Here is a 17,781-nt window from a genome sequence, read left to right on the forward strand (position 1 = left end):
TCATCGGGGGGTTCAATCGTCTTAGCCCCGCCGAAAAGAAAATCCTATTAGACCCCGAAAACACAAAAGTCCCTAGCGCGCTGGGTGAAGCGGATTTCTCTGGGTTCGATTTGGAAACATGCCCACTACCCAAGGAGGAAATCGAAAAGCGTGGCTGGGGCACGGTTCTCTTGAGCGATCTTGGTGGCTACGGCCCGATCTTGAGCTTTCTCGAGGCGGAGCTCAGAAGCCTCTACCATGATGATGGCAAAACCAAACCCCGGGTAAAAGGAGCCATGCTTGCATTTGAGGGCAGCATTCAGTCGATCAAGGGATATGAAGCATTAGATCTCGATGCTTATAAGAAGGCCTCTTCATGGAGCTATCCCGTTTATGCTTGCGGCTACAATTGGTTGAGGAGCAATGAAGAGTCCGCTGATGACCTGGCGCGCTACATCCAGTTTGTACTCAATGACTGCCGAACGCGGTTAAATTTGAAGTGCGATAACGTCATTCTTGTTACTCACTCAATGGGTGGGCTGGTAGGGAGGCGGTGCGCACAAAAATATCCCCAGAATATATTGGGGGTTGTCCACGGCGTGCAACCGGCAATCGGTGCCGGTACCGCGTATCGACGCGTAAGAGCCGGGTGGGAAGACTGGACGGGCCGTATGGCGATAGGAGCAAATGCTGACGAAGTCACACCGGTGTTTGGTGCCCCAGGCCCGCTACAGCTACTACCTAATCATTTATATGGCAACGATTGGCTTAATGTTCGTTGGGAAAAGAAAGACGGCCCGATTTTGATGTCGCTACCTCGAAACTCTAACCCCTAAGACGAAATCTATTCGAAAACAACTGCCTGGTGGCGCCTATGCGACCCACGCCTGGTAGAACCGCGCGCACAAAACAGACAAGAGCTTGAAGATGGCTGGAACTTATATTTGAAAAATCTGAAAATGGCTCAAAGCTTCCACTCATCCTTAGGCACTTATTACTTCCCTGATACATATGCGCACTTTGGATCGGACAGCAAGTTCCCCGCTTGGAACAAGGTAGACTGGATTCTTAAGGCATTTCGGAATATGACAGGTAAATTCTCACCCATATCATCGAAAGAAACGACTCCAAACTTACGACTAAGCACAGATAACAGAATAAATTATATAACACTCAATAATGCACAAACTGCCGGAAAAATAGCCTATCAACCACTGCAAGGCCCAGCAGTCATTGGTGCTGATTATAGCGGGGACGCCTATCATGCGGCTATGGCTTCCCAGGATGATACCGGCGACGGCACAGTGCCATCGCATTCTGCTGCCGCTGTCACGGATCATATTAAGTTTTCAGCCCGTCTTTCTGGCTTTGAACATAGTGCGTCATACAATGATAAATCGGCTCGTGCGATTACACTGCATTCGATTATAAGCCTTGCTAAGGGCGCAAAACAGCTATGCTAGTGCATAATAATTTTTATAAACGCGGGCTAACGGCCCTCATTAGCTGTGGTTTGCTGACCGCTTTGTTGATTTCCCCTATTAAATCAGGAGCAACAGAAACGATGGAATCACCTGAAAACCTTTCGAAGACTGTCCGGGTAGGTCGGTTTAGCCTTGACCTTCCAACCGACGCCGTTTTTAGCGGCGCCTTACTTGAACTGAATGGGGTGCCCGTATCCATTACACCAAACTACATAAAACCACGCGTAGAGAGAGAAGCACAAAAAAAATGGCTATCCATTGAAAGCCGCAACCTTAACAACGCAGAACATAAAGCCACCAAAGAAATATTGGGAAACGGGTCATTGATTTACAGCTATGACCATACGCGAATCACAGGAGAAGGACTTGACGGCGAAGCCATAAATAAAATAATGCATTCCACCGTGGCGTATCAGTGGTCTAACAATATGATGTTTGTACTCGGCAACGACAGCACGCTGAACAAGGAAGAACAGATCAGAACAATCCTTGATTCAATTGAATCCAGAGATATTTACGACCACAAAAGCATCTGCTATGTCAACGGGTGCTTACCTCACAAGCAGGGTAATGAAGGCGTTTACGTGGACTTTAGTTTCGCAGAACACCCGGACCTGAGAGCGAAATTCACATCCAAACAATATGGCGGAGCACCTAATCAACCCCTATCACAAAGAAGCAGCAGCTCTTATTCAGCAACCGATGAAGCCGCATGGATAATAAAATCTGACTTCCAGCATCGTACCTACCGCAAAACAGAACGGGCAGTTAATCATCTAATAGGAGAGGAAATCATTGAGGCAAGCACAGAAAAGTCCGGTGAAGGTTACCTGACTGAAATAAATGCCGTCTGGTATTATCCAGGCGTACCAAACAGCGATGAAAAACCTGAGCTTCGTTTCGATTTAGATTACAGTTATAAAACGACAAGAAAGCCGAAAAATGGAGCAGCGTTTCCTGGCCAAGATCAGCCAAATTCGATCACTGAGGCACAATTCATGAGGATTTGGAATCAAGCCTTAAACTCACTAACCTCCATATAGCGCAAGTTTAAAACCATTGACCCCATGATCTAAGGCATGGGGCGCAGCACCTCAATAACGAAATTTTTAAGCGCACTCGCCGCTTGAGCAAACTAAATTGACTTATACAACCCAACAGTACATCATTTTATGACTTTCGAATCGCCAAGTACTATGCGCTCCGTAGGCGCAATCAGTATATGTGTTGCCGCTTCTGGGTTAACCGTCGCCCTGTGCTTACTAGCCGGACGCAGCTATGGGACTATGCCTGGAATAGGCGGATACCAAACGGTATTTGCACTTGCTGCTGTATGGCTGACAAATCTCATAACTTTATTATTAAATTCAATCTATTTCCTCTATCGACGCCAGCCAAGGTGGTTGAAGTCTCTTATTTTTGTGCAGGTGATATTTACGCTGATTCCCCTATTTTCTCTTGATTAACGTCCCCTATGGCCGCCCCGTCATGGACCTGACCTTCGGCAACCCGTTTTCGCAAAGCGGCCGCCTGTTGCAGCTGCCCCCCCCACTGGGTGCCGACCAGCTCCAGGCCCTGCGCGCCCACGGCGTCGAGCGCATCGGCCGCACCCCGCGCTACACCCTCGACGTGCTGGTTCACGACACCGAATACGACCCGGAGAAGCTCATCGGCCAACCCGTCACCCTGGCACTGCTCTGCGACGACGGCACTCAGGCCCCGCGCCATGACCTGGTCGAGAGCGTGCGTTACCTGGGCAGCGACGGCGGCCTGCACGACTGGCAACTGGTGTTCGCGCCCTGGTTCAGCCTGCTCGAGTACCGCAGCGACTGCCGCATCTGGCAGGACAAGAACGTGCCGGCGATTTTGGAGGCCGTTTTCGCCCAGTACGAACAGGCCAAGGGCAACTACCGCCTCGACCTGCGCCGCGAGTACGCCCCGCTGTCCTACGTCACCCAGTTCAACGAAACCGACGCCAACTTCGTGCAACGCTGGTGCGAGCTCGAAGGCCTCTTCTGGTACGTCGAGCACACGCCCGACAGCCACTGCATCGTCTTCACCGACAGCGTCGACACCCTGCCCGCCCTCATCCCGCAGAGCGTGCCGTTTCACACCCAGAGCGTCACCGAAAAACAGGACGGCATCACCCAGTGGAGCACCGGTTCGCAGCTGCTCAGCGGCAAGCTCAACTGGCGCAGCGTGGATTACCTGGCGCACAGCCAACCGCGCGAAAGCGTGATGCCGGCGCTTGAAGCTGCTTCCGCCCCCGCTGCTCTGGAACGCTACGAATACCAGGGCCAGTACAACTGGCAGAAGCAGGAGCGCGGCGACTGGCTGAGCCGCGTGCAGATCGAACAACGTGAATCCCAGGCCCGCCGCGTGCACGGCCAGGGTGGCGTGCGCCAGTTGCAGGCCGGGCGCTGGTTCGAGCTGACCCAGCACCCGCTGTACGAACGCAAAGCCGCCGAAGCCCGGCAGTTTCTGCTGATCGAGGTGCAGTTCTTTGCCGAGAGCAACCTGCCCATGGCCCAGCAGCGCCGTGATGCGCCCGGCAGCCTGGCACCGCTGTTCAAATCGGTACGCCCGGCGCCGGACGATGCCCTGCTCGGCTCGAAGCTCAGCGAAGCCTCCTACGGCTTCTTCCTCAGCACCTTCGAAGGCCAGCTGCACAGCGCGCCCTACCGCAGCCCGTTCGAGCACGCCAAGCCCACAAGCCCCGGCCCGCAGACCGCCGTGGTGGTCACCCCCAGCGGCCACGAAGTGTTCACCGACAGCCTCAACCGCCTGTGCGTGCGCTTCCACTGGGACCGCCTGAGCCAGGACGGCGAGCTCTCTTCCTGCTGGCTGCGTATGCTGCAACCGAGCAGCGGCCCCGACTGGGGCAGCGTGCACGTGCCACGTGCCGGCGAAGAAGTGGTGGTCACCTTCCTCGACAACGACATCGACCGCCCGCTGGTCATGGGCCAGGTCTACGGCGGCCACAAACCCGCCTGGCACTCCAGCGGCCTGATGAGCGGCTACAAGAGCAAGGAAGTCGGCGGTGGCGGCTTCAACCAGTGGGTCATGGACGACTCCACTGGTCAGGTCCGCACACAGATCCACAGCAGCCACGGCCACACCCAGCTCAACCTCGGCTACCTGATCGACCAGCGCGGCAACAACCGCGGCGGCCTGCGCGGCACCGGCTTCGAGCTGCGCACCGACGCCTACGGCGCCCTGCGCGCCCGGCAAGGCCTGTACCTGAGCACCTGGAAGCGCAGCAAAGCCGAAGGCGCCCAGTTCGACGTCAGCGAGGGTTACCAGAAGCCGCTGCTGATCGCCTCCTCCCCGGCCGACATCGCCACGGCCACCCCGCAGAACACCCACCTGCACAGCGGCAAGCACCTGACCGTGAGCACCGGTGGGACGTTTGGACCTGAATGCAGTGGACGGTGGTCCTGGGTATCGCAGCGACGCACAAGCCCTTCAGTTCTGGGACAGCGTGACGAGCAGCTTCAAACGCCTGTAGCAATCACCCTTCCACGAACAGCAGCCCGATCGTGAACAGCATTTGCCCCCCCAAGGTCCAACAGAGCCATCTGGGGCGGCGCCCAAAAAGCCAGACCACGGCGTTCAGTACCAAGGTGATCACGTTGGTGAGCCAAAGGAACGTCAAAGCCCACATGACGGAGGAGCTGCCAATGAGCATGGGGGCGTGACCGCCTGAGTCGAGCGCCACATACAGGGAGAACAGCACGCCCACAACGGCGATACTGATGGATGTGAAACCGATGCGGCGAGCCAACCGAGATTGCAAAAGCGTCATGCGCGGGCGCTGCCCCTTGAAAAGGGCACAGTCTACCCAGAAGCACCCACTCCACAAACAAAAGCACGTACGCCCTTGGCAATGGAAATCCTGTTAACTTGAGCTTGAATCCGCCGCCAAGGACCGCCCCATGCCACCACGCCACCCCACCCCGCCAGGCTTCATCCGCGTACGTGGCGCCCGTGAGCATAACCTCAAGAACATCGACGTCGACATCCCCCGCGACGCCTTGGTGGTATTCACCGGCGTCTCTGGCTCAGGCAAGTCCTCGCTGGCCTTCTCCACCCTCTACGCCGAAGCCCAGCGCCGCTACTTCGAATCGGTCGCGCCCTATGCCCGGCGCCTGATCGACCAGGTCGGCGTGCCGGATGTCGACGCCATCGAGGGCCTGCCGCCAGCCGTGGCCCTGCAGCAGCAACGCGGTACCCCTAGTGCGCGCTCGTCGGTGGGTAGCGTCACCACCCTTGCCAGTTCGATCCGCATGCTCTACTCCCGCGCCGGCAGCTACCCGGCGGGCCAGCCGATGCTGTATGCCGAGGACTTTTCGCCCAATACGCCACAGGGCGCCTGCCCCGAATGCCATGGCCTGGGCCGGGTCTATGAGGTGACCGAGGCGACCATGGTCCCCGACCCGTCGCTAACCATACGTGAAAGGGCGGTGGCAGCCTGGCCAATGGCCTGGCAGGGGCAGAACCTGCGCGACATTCTCGTGACCCTGGGCTACGACGTCGACATCCCCTGGCGTGAATTGCCCCAAGAGCAACGCGACTGGATCCTCTACACCGACGAGACACCCACCGTACCGGTGTACGCCGGCCTCACCCCGGCGCAGACCCGCACCGCGCTCAAGCGCAAGCTCGAACCCAGCTACCAGGGCACCTTCAGCGGTGCCCGGCGCTATGTGATGCACACGTTCATGCATTCGCAGAGTGCGCAGATGCGCAAACGCGTCTCCCAGTTCATGCGCCCCAGCCCTTGCCCGCTGTGCCAGGGCAAACGCCTGAAGCGTGAAGCGCTGGCAGTCACCTTCGCCGGCCGCGACATCGGCGAGCTGTCGCGCCTGCCGCTGCAGGCACTGGCCGAGGTGTTGCGCACAGTGGCGGCACCCGGTTACCTGGAGCAGCATGAAGACACCCTGACGCTGGAAAAACGCCTGGCCGCACAGCGCATCGCCCACGAGTTGCTGGAGCGCATCGCGCCGCTGATCGACCTGGGGCTCGGCTACCTGGCCCTGGAGCGCAGCACACCGACGCTTTCTTCCGGCGAACTGCAGCGCCTGCGCCTGGCCACCCAGCTCAACTCGCAGCTGTTTGGCGTCATCTATGTGCTCGACGAGCCGTCGGCCGGGCTGCATCCGGCCGACAGCGAGGCGCTGTTCGAGGCGCTGCAGCGGCTAAAACAGGCGGGCAACTCGGTGTATGTGGTGGAGCACGACCTGGACACCATGCGCAGGGCCGACTGGCTGATAGATGTCGGCCCTGCGGCGGGTGAACACGGCGGCCAGGTGCTTTACAGCGGCCCGCCACCGGGCCTTGCACAGGTTGCGGCGTCGCGCACCGGCGCCTACCTGTTCGCCGGGCAACAGCCGGCCAGCCGCACGCCGCGCCCGGCGCAAGCCTGGTTGCGGCTTGAAGGCATTACCCGCAACAACCTGCGTGAGCTCAGTGCGCAGTTTCCGCTGGGCTGCTTCACCGCGGTCACTGGCGTTTCCGGCTCGGGCAAGTCGAGCCTGGTCAGCCAGGCCTTGCTGGAGCTGGTGAGTGCACACCTGGGCCATGCCGCACAGCCGGCCGAGGCCGAGGAACAGAGCCTTGAAGACGCGCCCGAGCAGCCCAGCAGCGGGCGCGTGAGCGCGGGGCTGGAGCGCATCAAGCGGCTGGTGCAGGTCGACCAGAAACCCATCGGCCGCACGCCACGTTCCAACCTGGCCACCTACACCGGGCTGTTCGACCATGTGCGCAAACTGTTCGCCGCTACCGAACAGGCCAAGGCCCTTGGCTTCGATGCCGGGCGCTTCTCGTTCAACGTCGCCAAGGGCCGCTGCGCGACCTGCGAGGGCGAAGGCTTCGTCAGTGTCGAACTGCTGTTCATGCCCAGCGTCTATGCGCCCTGCCCGACCTGCCACGGCGCACGCTACAACCCCCAGACGCTGGCCGTGACATGGCAAGGCATGACCATCGCCCAGGTACTGCAATTGACCGTCGACCAGGCGCTTGAAGTGTTTGCCGAACAGCCCTCGGCCCGGCGCTGCCTGCAGGTGCTGCAGGACATCGGCCTGGGCTACCTGCGCCTGGGCCAGCCGGCCACCGAGCTGTCCGGCGGCGAGGCGCAGCGGATCAAGCTGGCCACCGAACTGCAGCGCACCGCCCGCGGCGCCACGCTGTATGTGCTGGATGAACCCACCAACGGGCTGCACCCGCAGGACATCGACCGCTTGCTGGTGCAGCTCAACCGCCTGGTCGACGGCGGGCACAGTGTGGTGGTGGTCGAGCATGACATGCGCGTGGTAGCGCAGAGCGACTGGGTGATCGACATTGGGCCGGGGGCTGGGGATGCGGGGGGCACGGTGGTGGTGAGTGGTACGCCTCGGGATGTTGCGGGGTGCGGTGAAAGCCGCACAGCCGAGTTTCTGGCCAGAGCCCTATAGCGCCTGTACTGGCCCTATCGCCGGCAAGCCGGCCCACAAGTACCCCGCTGCTCTCAAGCTCAGCGCAAACCCAGTGAGCCGGCTTGCTGGCCGTAGGGCCTGTGGGTACAGTCTGCGCCATGGATAAATACACCCCTCACCAGTGGCTCCCGCACGAAAAGCCGAGCCTGCCCGGTTCCCCTTCCACGCCCTTGCATACCCCGGCCAAACGCCTGGCCTTCGGTGTGGTCGGCCTGCTGGTGGCGATCACCGGCGGCCTGGGCAATGCGCTGGTCACCGCCAACCTGGTGTTTCTGCAGGGTGCCTTGGGCGCAACCACCGCAGAAATGGCCTGGCTGCCTGCCGCCTACGTGATGACCAACGTGTCGATCAACCTGCTGCTGGTCAAGTTTCGCCAGCAGTTCGGCCTGCGCGCCTTCACCGAAGTGTTTCTGGTGCTCTATGCACTGGTCACCTTCGCCCACCTGTTCGTCAACGACCTCAACTCGGCCATCGCCGTGCGGGCCGCCCACGGCATGGTGGGTGCCGCGCTGAGTTCGCTGGGCCTGTACTACATGATCCAGGCGTTCCCGGCGCAGTGGCGCCTCAAGGCCATGGTGCTGGGCCTGGGCGCCTCGCAGCTGGCCCTGCCGCTGGCGCGGATTTTCTCCGAAGACCTGCTGCAAATCGCTGAATGGCGCGGCCTGTACCTGTTCGAACTGGGCCTGGCGCTGGCCGCGCTGGGTTGCGTTCTGCTGCTCAAGCTGCCCCCGGGCGACCGCTTCAAAACCTTCGAGCCGCTAGACTTTCTGACCTTCACCCTGATGGCCGGCGGCACCGCCCTGCTCTGCGCCGCCCTGTCGCTGGGGCGCATCGAGTGGTGGCTGGAGGCGCCATGGATCGGGGTCGCCCTGGCAGCGTCGATCGCCTTGGTGTTCAGTGGCCTGGCCATCGAGCACAACCGCCAGAACCCGCTGCTGATGACGCGGTGGCTGGGCAGCGGCGCGATCATCCGCCTGGGCTTGTGCGTGATCCTGATCCGCATGGTCACCTCCGAGCAGTCCACCGGCGCCGTGGGTTTTCTGCAAGTGCTGAACATGGGCAGCGAGCAGATGCGCACGCTGTACTGGGTGATGCTGCTCGGCGCGGTGGCGGGCCTGGCCAGCAGCGCGCTGACCATCAGCCCCAACCACCTGGTGATCCCGCTGTTCATCTCGTTGCTGGCCATGGCCACCGGGGCGTTCATGGACAGCAGTTCGAGCAACCTCACGCGGCCGGCGCAGATGTACCTGAGCCAGTTCCTGCTGGCCTTTGGCAGTACCTTCTTCCTCGGCCCGTCCATGGCCCTGGGCATCAGCCACGTGCGCGCCAACCCGCGCAACCTGGTGAGCTTCTCGGTGCTGTTCGGCATCTGCAACAACCTCGGAGGCCTGATCGGCGCCGCGCTGCTGGGTACCTTCCAGACCTGGCGCGAAAAATTCCATTCCAGCCACCTGGTCGACCGCCTCAGCTACCTCGAGCCGCTGGTCAACGCCCGCGTGCAAAGCGGTGGCGGTGGTTATGCCGGCATCCTCGCCGACCCGGCCCTGCGCAGCGAGGCCGGGCTGCGCGTATTGGCCAACGCGGCCACGCGTGAGGCCAACGTCATGGCCTACAACGATGTGTTCATGCTGATCGGCAGCATCGCTATCCTCACCATGATCTGGATTTGCATCCGCGGTTCCTGGCTGTGGTACACAGCCCGCCAGGCCGCTTCACCCGACTCCACCAGCGGTACTGCCAACCGATGACCGACCAAACCCGCACAACCACCACCACTGCCCTTGCCGAAACCCCGGAAGGCGCCGCACCGCCCAGCGAACCGACCAGCCCGGTACGCACGCGACGGGTGCGCATCCTGTCTTCGGTCATGTTCGCCTGCGTGGCTCTGGCCGGCATCCTGCTGGTGCTCTATGCCTGGCGCCTGCCGCCGTTCGGCAGTGCCATAGAAAGTACCGAAAACGCCATGGTACGCGGCCAGGTCACCATCATCGGGCCGCAACTGAGCGGCTATGTGGTCGATGTACCTGTGCATGACTTCCAGTTCGTCAAGGCCGGCGACTTGCTGGTGCAACTGGACGACCGCATCTACAAACAGCGCCTGGCCCAGGCCATCGCCCAACTGCAACAGGAGCAGGCGGCGCTGGCCAACAACCTGCAGCAGCGCAATAGCGCCGAAGCCACCATCGCCCAGCGTCAGGCCGCCATTGGCGATGCCAAGGCCCAGGCGGAAAAGGCCCGCGCCGACCTCAGCCGCAACCAGGCGCTGGTCAGCGATGGCTCGGTGTCGCGCCGCGACCTGGACGTTACCCGCGCCAGCCAGGCTGCCGCCGTCGCCACCCTGGCCCAGGCCAAGGCCGCGCTGGCCATCGCCCGCCAGGACCGCGAGACGGTCATCGTCAACCGCGCCGCGCTGGAGGCCTCGGTTGAAAACGCCAAGGCGGCCGTGGAGCTGGCCCGCATCGACCTCGACAACACCCGGGTCACTGCGCCGCGTGATGGCCAGCTGGGGCAGATCGGCACCCGCCTGGGCGCCTACGTCAACTCCGGCGCACAACTGATGGCGCTGGTGCCCGATACCGTGTGGGTGATTGCCAACATGAAGGAAACCCAAATGGCCAATGTGCGCATCGGCCAGCCGGTGACCTTCACCGTGGACGCCCTCAACCACCTGAAGCTGCGGGGCCATGTGCAGCAGATTTCACCGGCCACAGGCTCCGAGTTCGCCTTGCTGCAGGCCGACAACGCCACCGGCAACTTCGTCAAGATCGCCCAGCGGATACCCGTGCGGATCACTGTCGATGCCGACCAGCCAGCGGCGAGGCGCCTGAGCCCAGGGATGTCGGTGGTGGTGAGTATCGATACCCGTGATGAAAAATGACTGGCCCCGCGCGGGGTGAATCTGAGAACCGCGTCGAGATGCCGTCCTGCCACGATTGCGCCGCTCTAGCCCGTGGGTTCTAATTCTGACCCACCGGTTTTATCTTCGCCATCCAAGGACGCTTGATCATGTACAGGAAGCTCGTACCGCTGGCGCTACTGGCCACTCTGGCCGGCTGCTCGGACACCACGGACACCAGCGAAACCCATTTCCAGAAAGCAGCGCAGGCCTACCTCGACACCCAGTACCCCCATTGCTTCGTGGTCACATCTTTCCCCGCCAAGACCCAGGACTTCGATACCAACGGCACCAACAAGGCGCTGCATGCGCTGGCGCAAGTCGGCGTGGTCAGCGAGAAGGAAATCTCCCGCACCGAAGTGCCGGAACGCCTGTGGCAGCCGGCACGCACCGACATCTATTACGCCTACGACCTTACCGCTGAAGGCCGCAAGTACTACAAGGCCGATGCGCAGAAGATGCTCAACGGCAGCACCCGCGGCGGGCTGTGTTTCGGCAAGGCGCAGGTCACTGCGATCGAGCGTTTCACCGAGCCGGGTGAAGTGATGGGCCAGACGATTTCCAACGTCACCTATGCCTACACGATCACCGGCCTGCCGGCCTGGGCGGCTAACAACGAAGTGCAAGCGAACATCCCCCCGCTGCGTGAGGCCGTGGCCACCAACCAGACCCCGGCCAAGGAGACACGGGCGATGGTGCTGACCAACAAGGGCTGGGTGCACGAGCGCCTGTTTGATAAATGAGGGTGCCTACCGGCCCTTTCGCGGGGCCGGTCCCGTCACAGCCACCAGGCCAGCACCAGCGGTAACCAGGCAAACGACAGCACTGTCGAGCACATCACCAGGTTGGCTACCTGCTCCGGCTCCCGGTTGGCGCGCACTGCCATCAGGTAGTTGAACACCGCCACCGGCATCGCCGACTGCAGCATCAGCACCGCGCGCTCCAACTGCTCCAGCCCCAGTGCCATGCCCACTGCCCAACCCACCGCCGCCCCCAGCACGATGCGCAGGCCGCCCAGCACCAGGCCGCTGCCGATGTGCTGCGCGCGGATGCTCGCCAGCGATACACCCAGGGTCAGCAGCATCAGCGGGATCGACATGCCACCAAGCAGGTCTGCCGTGTTGGCCAGCCAGCGCGGCAGCTCGAAGTCCAGGAAGATGATTGGCATGGCCCCAGCCAGGCTGATGACGATGGGGTTGCGCAGCAGCGCCTTGAACGAGGCCGCCGTACCGGCGATGGCCATGCCGAGGGTGAACTGCACGATCGACAGGGTAAGGAAGAACGCTACCGCCAACGCCAGCCCATGCTCGCCGAAGGCGTACAGGCTGATGGGCAGGCCCATGTTGCCGGTATTGGGGAACATGAACGCCGGCATCAGCACGCGCCAGTGCTGGCCCGAGGCACGACACACCAGCCAGCCGCCCAACGCCATCGCCAGCGTGCACAGCAGGCAGGCGATTGCCATGCTGGTGAAGGCTGCCGGATCCAGCTCGGTGCGGCTGAGAGTCGACAGTACCAGCGAAGGGGTGCCCACCGTCATCACCATGCGGGCGACGAATGCGGTGGGGTAGTCCAGGCCCTTGCGGGCCCAGGCGTAGCCGATGCCGGCGACGATGAAGACCGGGGCCAGAACGGCGAACAGTGAAGCGAGCATGGGGTAGGCCTTCCTTGGAGCGTTTGGGCGACATTATGCCGCAGCCTTCAACATCGCGGGGTTGCTTTGCAGCCCTATCGCCGGCAAGCCGGCACACAGGGACAGCAGTATGCTTGGGATCACGCTGTCGGGGTGGGAGCTGGCTTGCCAGCGATTGGGCTGCAAAGCAGCCCCACACAATGTCGGCTCCAGACACAAAGCCGAAGTATTCCGACCTGCGGCGTCCCGTCGCACTCTACCCCCCCTTGGGCAAACCCCTCGAAGGCCGTAGAATCGCGCCTCCTTTTCGCCCGTCGCCTTGAACGGTGGCAACCGGCAGCAACGACAGAGTCCGTGCCTGACCACATGCCCGTCCATGTGAAATAGGCTCAACCGACCCCGCCCGGCCCAGCTCTTTGTGCGGCCAGCGGTTGAGTCTTGCCCAGGTCGCATCCAGCCCAGGCACACCCGTGCAGCCTTGCGGCCCTCATTGGGCCTGTTTGGCGTGCGCGTTCGAAAAGGCGCTCCCAACCGCCACTCCAACTTGAGGTTTGTATGTCTGCGCGTTTGCTGGCCATGGCGCTGGCGCCCCTGCTCGGGCTTTTCATCATTGCCCTGGGCAACGGTTTCATGTCTTCCCTGACGACCCTGCGCCTTGGCGCTGCCGGTGAATCGGCAACGATGATCGGTATCGTGTCGTCGAGCTACTTCCTGGGCCTGACCCTGGGCGCGATCTTCAACGACCGGCTGATCCTGCGCATCGGCCATATCCGCGCCTACTCAAGCTTCGCCGCGCTGATCGCCGCGACCATCCTGCTGCAGGGCCTTTTCTACGACACCACCTGGTGGTCGATCCTGCGCCTGATCAACGGCTGGGCGGCGGTCGGTGTGTTCCTGGTGATCGAGAGCTGGCTGCTGCTGGCCGGCGACGCGAAAATCCGCGGCCGGTTGCTGGCGCTGTACATGATTGCCTTCTACGGCGCCGGGGTGATTGCCCAGGCCGGTTTGGGCGAAATCACTCACCTGGGTGATAGCGCTCCGTTCATGCTGGCCGGCATGCTCGCCGCGTTGTCGGTGCTGCCGATCGTGATCCTGCCGCGGGTATCGCCGCTGCTGGACCAGGTCGAACCGTTGAAGCCGCGCCAGTTGCTCGGTGTGGCGCCGTCCGGGCTGGTCGGCTGCTTCGGCTCAGGCGTGGCCATCGCCGGGATCTACGCCTTGCTGCCGCTGTACCTGCAGCGCATCGGCCTGGACGTGGGCGAAGTCGGCAACATGATGGCCTGGGTGATCCTCGGCGCCATGCTGCTGCAGTATCCGGTGGGGCGCTGGTCCGACCGCAGGGACCGCCAGGATGTGCTGATCGCGCTGGCAGCGCTTTGCGTGGTGCTGTCGCTGATCACCGTGTTCCTGCCGTCGCAGTCATCGTTGCTGCCGGTGATGCTGTTCCTGCTCGGTGGTGGGGTGTTCACGCTGTACCCGGTGGCGGTCAGCCATGCGGCCGACCGGGCCCCGTCCGATGCGCTGGTGCCGATGATCCAGGGCCTGCTGCTGATCAACTCGCTGGGTTCGGCCATGGCCCCGCTGGCGATTTCGCCGGCCATGACCGAGTTTGGCGAGGCGGGGCTGTTCTGGGCCTTTGCAGTGGTCAACCTGGGCATGGTGTGCTTTTTCCTGTGGCGCCGGGGCAAACGCCCGGCGGCGGAGCACCCGGCACCGTTCACCGCCTCGACCACGTTCTCGCCGACTGGCGCCGAATTACGGGTGACCGAAGACCTGAAGCAGGCGGCGCAGGAGCACCCGCCGCTGGAGCCGGCAGAGGCTCAGGCCTCAGGCGTCAACGCGCACTGAACCCAGGGGCTGCAGGGCAGCCCCTGATGGTGACCGCCCGTCGCCCCAAGGGCACCCCACCATCACTGGCCAGCCAAACGAATGACAGATCATCCGCACAGGAGATTCGCCATGATCCGCATTCGTCCCCTCACCCTGCTCTTCACGCTCGCCCTGGGCCTGGGCTCGGCCACCAGTTTCGCTGCTTCCGATACCTCCAACACCAACACCGACACCTACCCGAAAACCGACCAGCAAGGCGGCAAGACTGCCGGTGAGGGCAGCAGCGTCAACAGCCCCGGCAGTAGCCAGGACAACGACAGCGCCGACACCGGTGGTGATGCGGCCGATGGCGCCGCAGGCGGCTCCAACAGCACTGGTGAAGCAACGGGGTCTGGCGCCGGGCATACCGGTGGCACCGCCGAAGACCAGGACAGCCGCTGACAGCAGCCTGGGCTACACTGCGGCGAGTCGCCCTGCCAAGGAATCGCCATGAACCTTAAACCCTGGCTGTTCGCCGCGCTGCTGCCCTGCACTGCACTGGCCGTGGGCAGCGGCTCCGGTGCGCTGTCGATCAGCTCCGCGTCTTTCACCGATGGCGGCGTCATCGCCCTGCAGCAGGTCGGGCCCGACCCGGCCTGCGGTGCTGGCGAGCAGCGTACCCCGCAGTTGAGCTGGACGAATTTGCCTGCCGGCACGCGCTCGCTGGCCTTGGTGATGTTCGACCCGGACGGCGGCAAGGGTATCGGGGTGGTGCATTGGGTCGCTTATAACATCGACCCTGAACTGGGTAGCCTGGAAGAAGGCAAGTACGCCTTGACCACCAAGGGTGTGACCGTGGGCCGCAATTCGCGCGGCACCCTCACCTACCGTGGGCCGTGCCCGCCAGCCGGGGACAACCCGCACCACTATGCGTTGACACTGATAGCGACTGACATACCCATCGGCGTATTGCCCGAGGGGCTGGACCGCAATGGTCTGATGGAGTTGCTGCAAGGGCATGCCTTGGGTGCGCAGAGCCTTGTTGGCCGGTATGGACATTGAGGTTGAAGGCGCCGTTTTTTTCGCAGGCAAACCCGGAGGCCACCATGCCCTCACCTGAAACAGCCCTGTGCCTCAGCTGGCAGCAAAACGCCAAAACCTGGATCGAAGCCGTGCGCAGCGGCGCCATCGAAAGCCGCCGGCAAGTTACCGATCAAGCCATCCTTGTGGCCATACTCGGCCGCCGGCCCGAACATGTTCTCGACCTGGGCTGTGGTGAAGGGTGGCTGCTGCGCGCCTTGGCCGAGCGTGGTATCGACGCCACCGGGGTGGATGGCGATGCTTCGCTGGTCGAGGCGGCACGGGTAGCCGGCTCGCCACAGGTGCACCTGGCAAGCTATGAGCAGCTGTGCAATCGCGCGGTGGAGATTGGCAGCGGTTACGACCTGATCTGCAGCAACTTCGCCTTGTTGCAACAAGACATCATCCCCCTGCTGGCGGCGCTTGGCGCACTGCTGGCACCCGGCGGTGCGCTGGTGATCCAGACACTGCACCCATGGAGTGAGGCGCACGGTGATTACCAGGATGGCTGGCGCGAGGAATCGTTTGCCGGTGTTGCCGGCAAGTGGCAGCCGATGCCCTGGTACTTCCGCACCCTGGCCAGCTGGTTGAACGCGCTGGAAATGGCAGGTTTCAGGTTGGCGAGCCTGCAGGAGCCGCAACACCCACAGAGTACAGGGCCGCAGTCATTGCTACTGGTGGCTGAGCGGGTTGATTGACTGTGCCGACAGCCCGGGGAAACCCTGGGCAAGGGCAAGCACAGCGTAGCGGCCTGGCATTCAGCAACCAAATACCGAGCATTCCAACATTTAATTTGTGGATGTGTGGGGCTGGCCCCTATGCTGTCAGTGCATCCCCTGCACGCACCGGCCGGTGTGGTCCAAGGCATGGGGAGAGAACAACAAGTCGAGATCGTTCATGTCGAATCACTCCTACTTCGCCCCCCACGGTGGGCACCCGGCTCAAACCGAGCTGCTGACTGACCGTGCAATGTTCACCGAAGCCTATGCCGTCATTCCCAAAGGCGTGATGCGTGACATCGTCACCAGCCACCTGCCGTTCTGGGACAAGATGCGCATGTGGGTCATCGCCCGCCCACTCACCGGCTTTGCCGAAACCTTCGCCCAGTACATCGTCGAAGTGGCCCCGGAAGGCGGCAGCGAGCGTCCTGAACTGGACCCCAATGCCGAAGCCGTCGTATTCGTCGTCGAAGGCGAAATCGACATCACCGTCGAAGGCAAGCACCACACCCTGGGCCAGGGCGGTTACGCATTCCTTGCCCCGGGCGCCGAGTGGAGCCTGCGCAACAACAGCAAGTCCAACGTCACCTTCCACTGGCTGCGCAAGCACTACCAGAAGGTTGAAGGCCTGGATATCCCTGAGTCGTTCGTTACCCACCGCGACAACGCCACCGTCATCGAAATGCCGGGTACCGAAGGCCGCTGGGTCACCACCCGCTTCGTCGACATGGCCGACATGCGCCACGACATGCACGTCAACATCGTGACCTTCCAGCCGGGCGGTGTGATTCCGTTCGCTGAAACCCACGTCATGGAACACGGCCTGTACGTGCTGGAAGGCAAGGCGGTCTATCGCTTGAACCAGGACTGGGTTGAAGTGGAAGCGGGCGACTTCATGTGGCTGCGCGCATTCTGCCCGCAAGCCTGCTACGCCGGCGGCCCAGGCAAGTTCAGCTACCTGCTGTACAAAGACGTGAACCGTCACGTGCACCTGACGCTGAACCCGCAGCGTTAAGGCCTGAATGCTGTAGCAGAGCCCGCCACCTGGCGGGCTTTGTGTTTGCCGCACATACTCAAGGGCCTACCCACTTCGCGGTGCACGCCATGAACCGCAGTACCCTGTTTGCTGCCCTGTTGGCCTTCACCTGCGTGCAAGCTGCTGATGACTGGAGCCTGGCTTACGACCGCGAAGGCATTCGCGTGTACCTGCGCGGCGTGACCGGCTCACCCTATCAGCAGTTCCGCGGGGTCAGCACCATGCAGGCCAGCGTGCGCACCCTCACCGACCTGCAGGAAAATCTACGTGTCGCCTGTAAATGGCTGTATGCCTGCGCGCAGATGCGCCTGCTGGAAGTCGCGGGCGACAGCACCTGGGTCTACCTGACCACCGACTTGCCATGGCCTACCCTGCCGCGCGACGTCATTCTCAAAGTCACCAGCGAACGGCTCGACGACGGCACCCTGGTACGCCACTTGAGTGCCGAGCCGAACAAGTTGCCGGAGCAGCCGGGGCTGATCCGTGTGCAGCACCTCAGTGGCGAGTGGGTCATGAAACCGCTGGGCGAGCGCACGACCGAGGTGACCTATGAGCTACAGGCCGATCCGGCCGGGGATGTGCCAGGCTGGCTGGCCAACCGCTTCGTGGTGGATGCGCCGGTAGTGACGCTGCGCACCCTTCGGGCCGTGGCCGAGCGCCAGCCTTGAGGCA

15 protein-coding genes and 1 pseudogene are annotated in these 17,781 nt (G+C 62.3%); 14 read left to right on the forward strand and 2 right to left on the reverse strand.

Going from position 1 to position 17,781, the window contains the following annotated elements; genetic code table 11:
* The 4 genes and pseudogenes from NGJ21_RS23845 to NGJ21_RS23860 all read left to right on the forward strand — a co-directional run.
* Window positions 1–815: alpha/beta fold hydrolase (locus NGJ21_RS23845; RefSeq protein ID WP_251962791.1), on the forward strand; the 815-nt coding region annotated here is incomplete at its 5' end.
* Window positions 816–923: 108 nt separating this feature from the next.
* Complete coding sequence (locus tag NGJ21_RS23850; RefSeq protein WP_251962792.1) at window positions 924–1,442, forward strand: hypothetical protein; 519 nt, start codon at window positions 924–926, stop codon at window positions 1,440–1,442.
* Between the two features lie 101 nt (window positions 1,443–1,543).
* Window positions 1,544–2,506: a T6SS immunity protein Tli4 family protein gene (locus tag NGJ21_RS23855; protein ID WP_251962793.1), complete on the forward strand. Its 963-nt coding sequence runs from the start codon at window positions 1,544–1,546 to the stop codon at window positions 2,504–2,506.
* A 445-nt stretch (window positions 2,507–2,951) separates the two neighbouring features.
* Window positions 2,952–4,865: pseudogene (locus NGJ21_RS23860) on the forward strand (type VI secretion system Vgr family protein); the annotation flags it as partial.
* A gap of 109 nt (window positions 4,866–4,974) precedes the next feature.
* Here NGJ21_RS23860 and NGJ21_RS23865 read toward each other — a convergent pair.
* A complete protein-coding gene (locus NGJ21_RS23865; RefSeq protein ID WP_125923084.1) occupies window positions 4,975–5,268 on the reverse strand; it encodes a hypothetical protein in 294 nt (97 codons plus the stop codon).
* 130 nt (window positions 5,269–5,398) lie between these two features.
* On the opposite strand from NGJ21_RS23865, the gene uvrA reads away from it, so the two are divergent.
* The 4 genes from uvrA to NGJ21_RS23885 all read left to right on the forward strand — a co-directional run bounded on the left by uvrA (window position 5,399) and on the right by NGJ21_RS23885 (window position 11,575).
* On the forward strand, window positions 5,399–7,915 hold the full coding sequence (gene uvrA / locus NGJ21_RS23870; RefSeq protein WP_251962794.1) for an excinuclease ABC subunit UvrA: 2,517 nt from the start codon (window positions 5,399–5,401) through the stop codon (window positions 7,913–7,915).
* A gap of 119 nt (window positions 7,916–8,034) precedes the next feature.
* Window positions 8,035–9,684, forward strand: coding sequence for an MFS transporter (locus NGJ21_RS23875; protein WP_251962795.1), 1,650 nt, complete (start codon window positions 8,035–8,037; stop codon window positions 9,682–9,684).
* Window positions 9,681–10,814 carry an HlyD family secretion protein gene (locus NGJ21_RS23880; protein WP_115274971.1) on the forward strand — a complete coding sequence of 378 codons (1,134 nt, stop codon included), beginning with the start codon at window positions 9,681–9,683 and terminating at the stop codon, window positions 10,812–10,814. The genes NGJ21_RS23875 and NGJ21_RS23880 overlap by 4 nt, the downstream gene beginning before the upstream one ends.
* Window positions 10,815–10,942: 128 nt before the next feature.
* The gene (locus tag NGJ21_RS23885) at window positions 10,943–11,575 is read left to right on the forward strand and encodes an SEN1982 family lipoprotein (RefSeq protein WP_115274972.1); all 633 of its coding nucleotides are present in this window, start codon (window positions 10,943–10,945) and stop codon (window positions 11,573–11,575) included.
* Between the two features lie 35 nt (window positions 11,576–11,610).
* Here the strand turns inward: NGJ21_RS23885 and NGJ21_RS23890 are convergent, their stop codons facing one another.
* Window positions 11,611–12,486, reverse strand: a complete 876-nt coding sequence (locus NGJ21_RS23890; protein ID WP_115274973.1) for an AEC family transporter — start codon at window positions 12,484–12,486, stop codon at window positions 11,611–11,613.
* Between the two features lie 534 nt (window positions 12,487–13,020).
* Here NGJ21_RS23890 and NGJ21_RS23895 point away from each other — a divergent pair.
* The 6 genes from NGJ21_RS23895 (at window position 13,021) to NGJ21_RS23920 (ending at window position 17,777) form a co-directional block, all read left to right on the forward strand.
* On the forward strand, window positions 13,021–14,313 hold the full coding sequence (locus NGJ21_RS23895; RefSeq protein WP_251962796.1) for an MFS transporter: 1,293 nt from the start codon (window positions 13,021–13,023) through the stop codon (window positions 14,311–14,313).
* 111 nt (window positions 14,314–14,424) lie between these two features.
* Window positions 14,425–14,736 (forward strand): hypothetical protein, encoded by a 312-nt coding sequence (locus tag NGJ21_RS23900; RefSeq protein ID WP_119688968.1) that lies wholly within the window; start codon window positions 14,425–14,427, stop codon window positions 14,734–14,736.
* Between the two features lie 48 nt (window positions 14,737–14,784).
* A complete protein-coding gene (locus tag NGJ21_RS23905) occupies window positions 14,785–15,336 on the forward strand; it encodes a YbhB/YbcL family Raf kinase inhibitor-like protein (protein WP_115274976.1) in 552 nt (183 codons plus the stop codon).
* Window positions 15,337–15,380: 44 nt separating this feature from the next.
* A complete protein-coding gene (locus tag NGJ21_RS23910) occupies window positions 15,381–16,052 on the forward strand; it encodes a class I SAM-dependent methyltransferase (RefSeq protein ID WP_115275559.1) in 672 nt (223 codons plus the stop codon).
* Window positions 16,053–16,251: 199 nt separating this feature from the next.
* Window positions 16,252–17,088 (forward strand): bifunctional allantoicase/(S)-ureidoglycine aminohydrolase, encoded by an 837-nt coding sequence (locus NGJ21_RS23915; protein WP_012314347.1) that lies wholly within the window; start codon window positions 16,252–16,254, stop codon window positions 17,086–17,088.
* A gap of 89 nt (window positions 17,089–17,177) precedes the next feature.
* Window positions 17,178–17,777, forward strand: coding sequence for an START domain-containing protein (locus NGJ21_RS23920; RefSeq protein WP_251962797.1), 600 nt, complete (start codon window positions 17,178–17,180; stop codon window positions 17,775–17,777).
* Window positions 17,778–17,781: the final 4 nt, after the last annotated feature.

The organism is Pseudomonas sp. Marseille-Q5299 (assembly GCF_943737035.1).
Classification (GTDB): domain Bacteria; phylum Pseudomonadota; class Gammaproteobacteria; order Pseudomonadales; family Pseudomonadaceae; genus Aquipseudomonas; species Aquipseudomonas putida_E.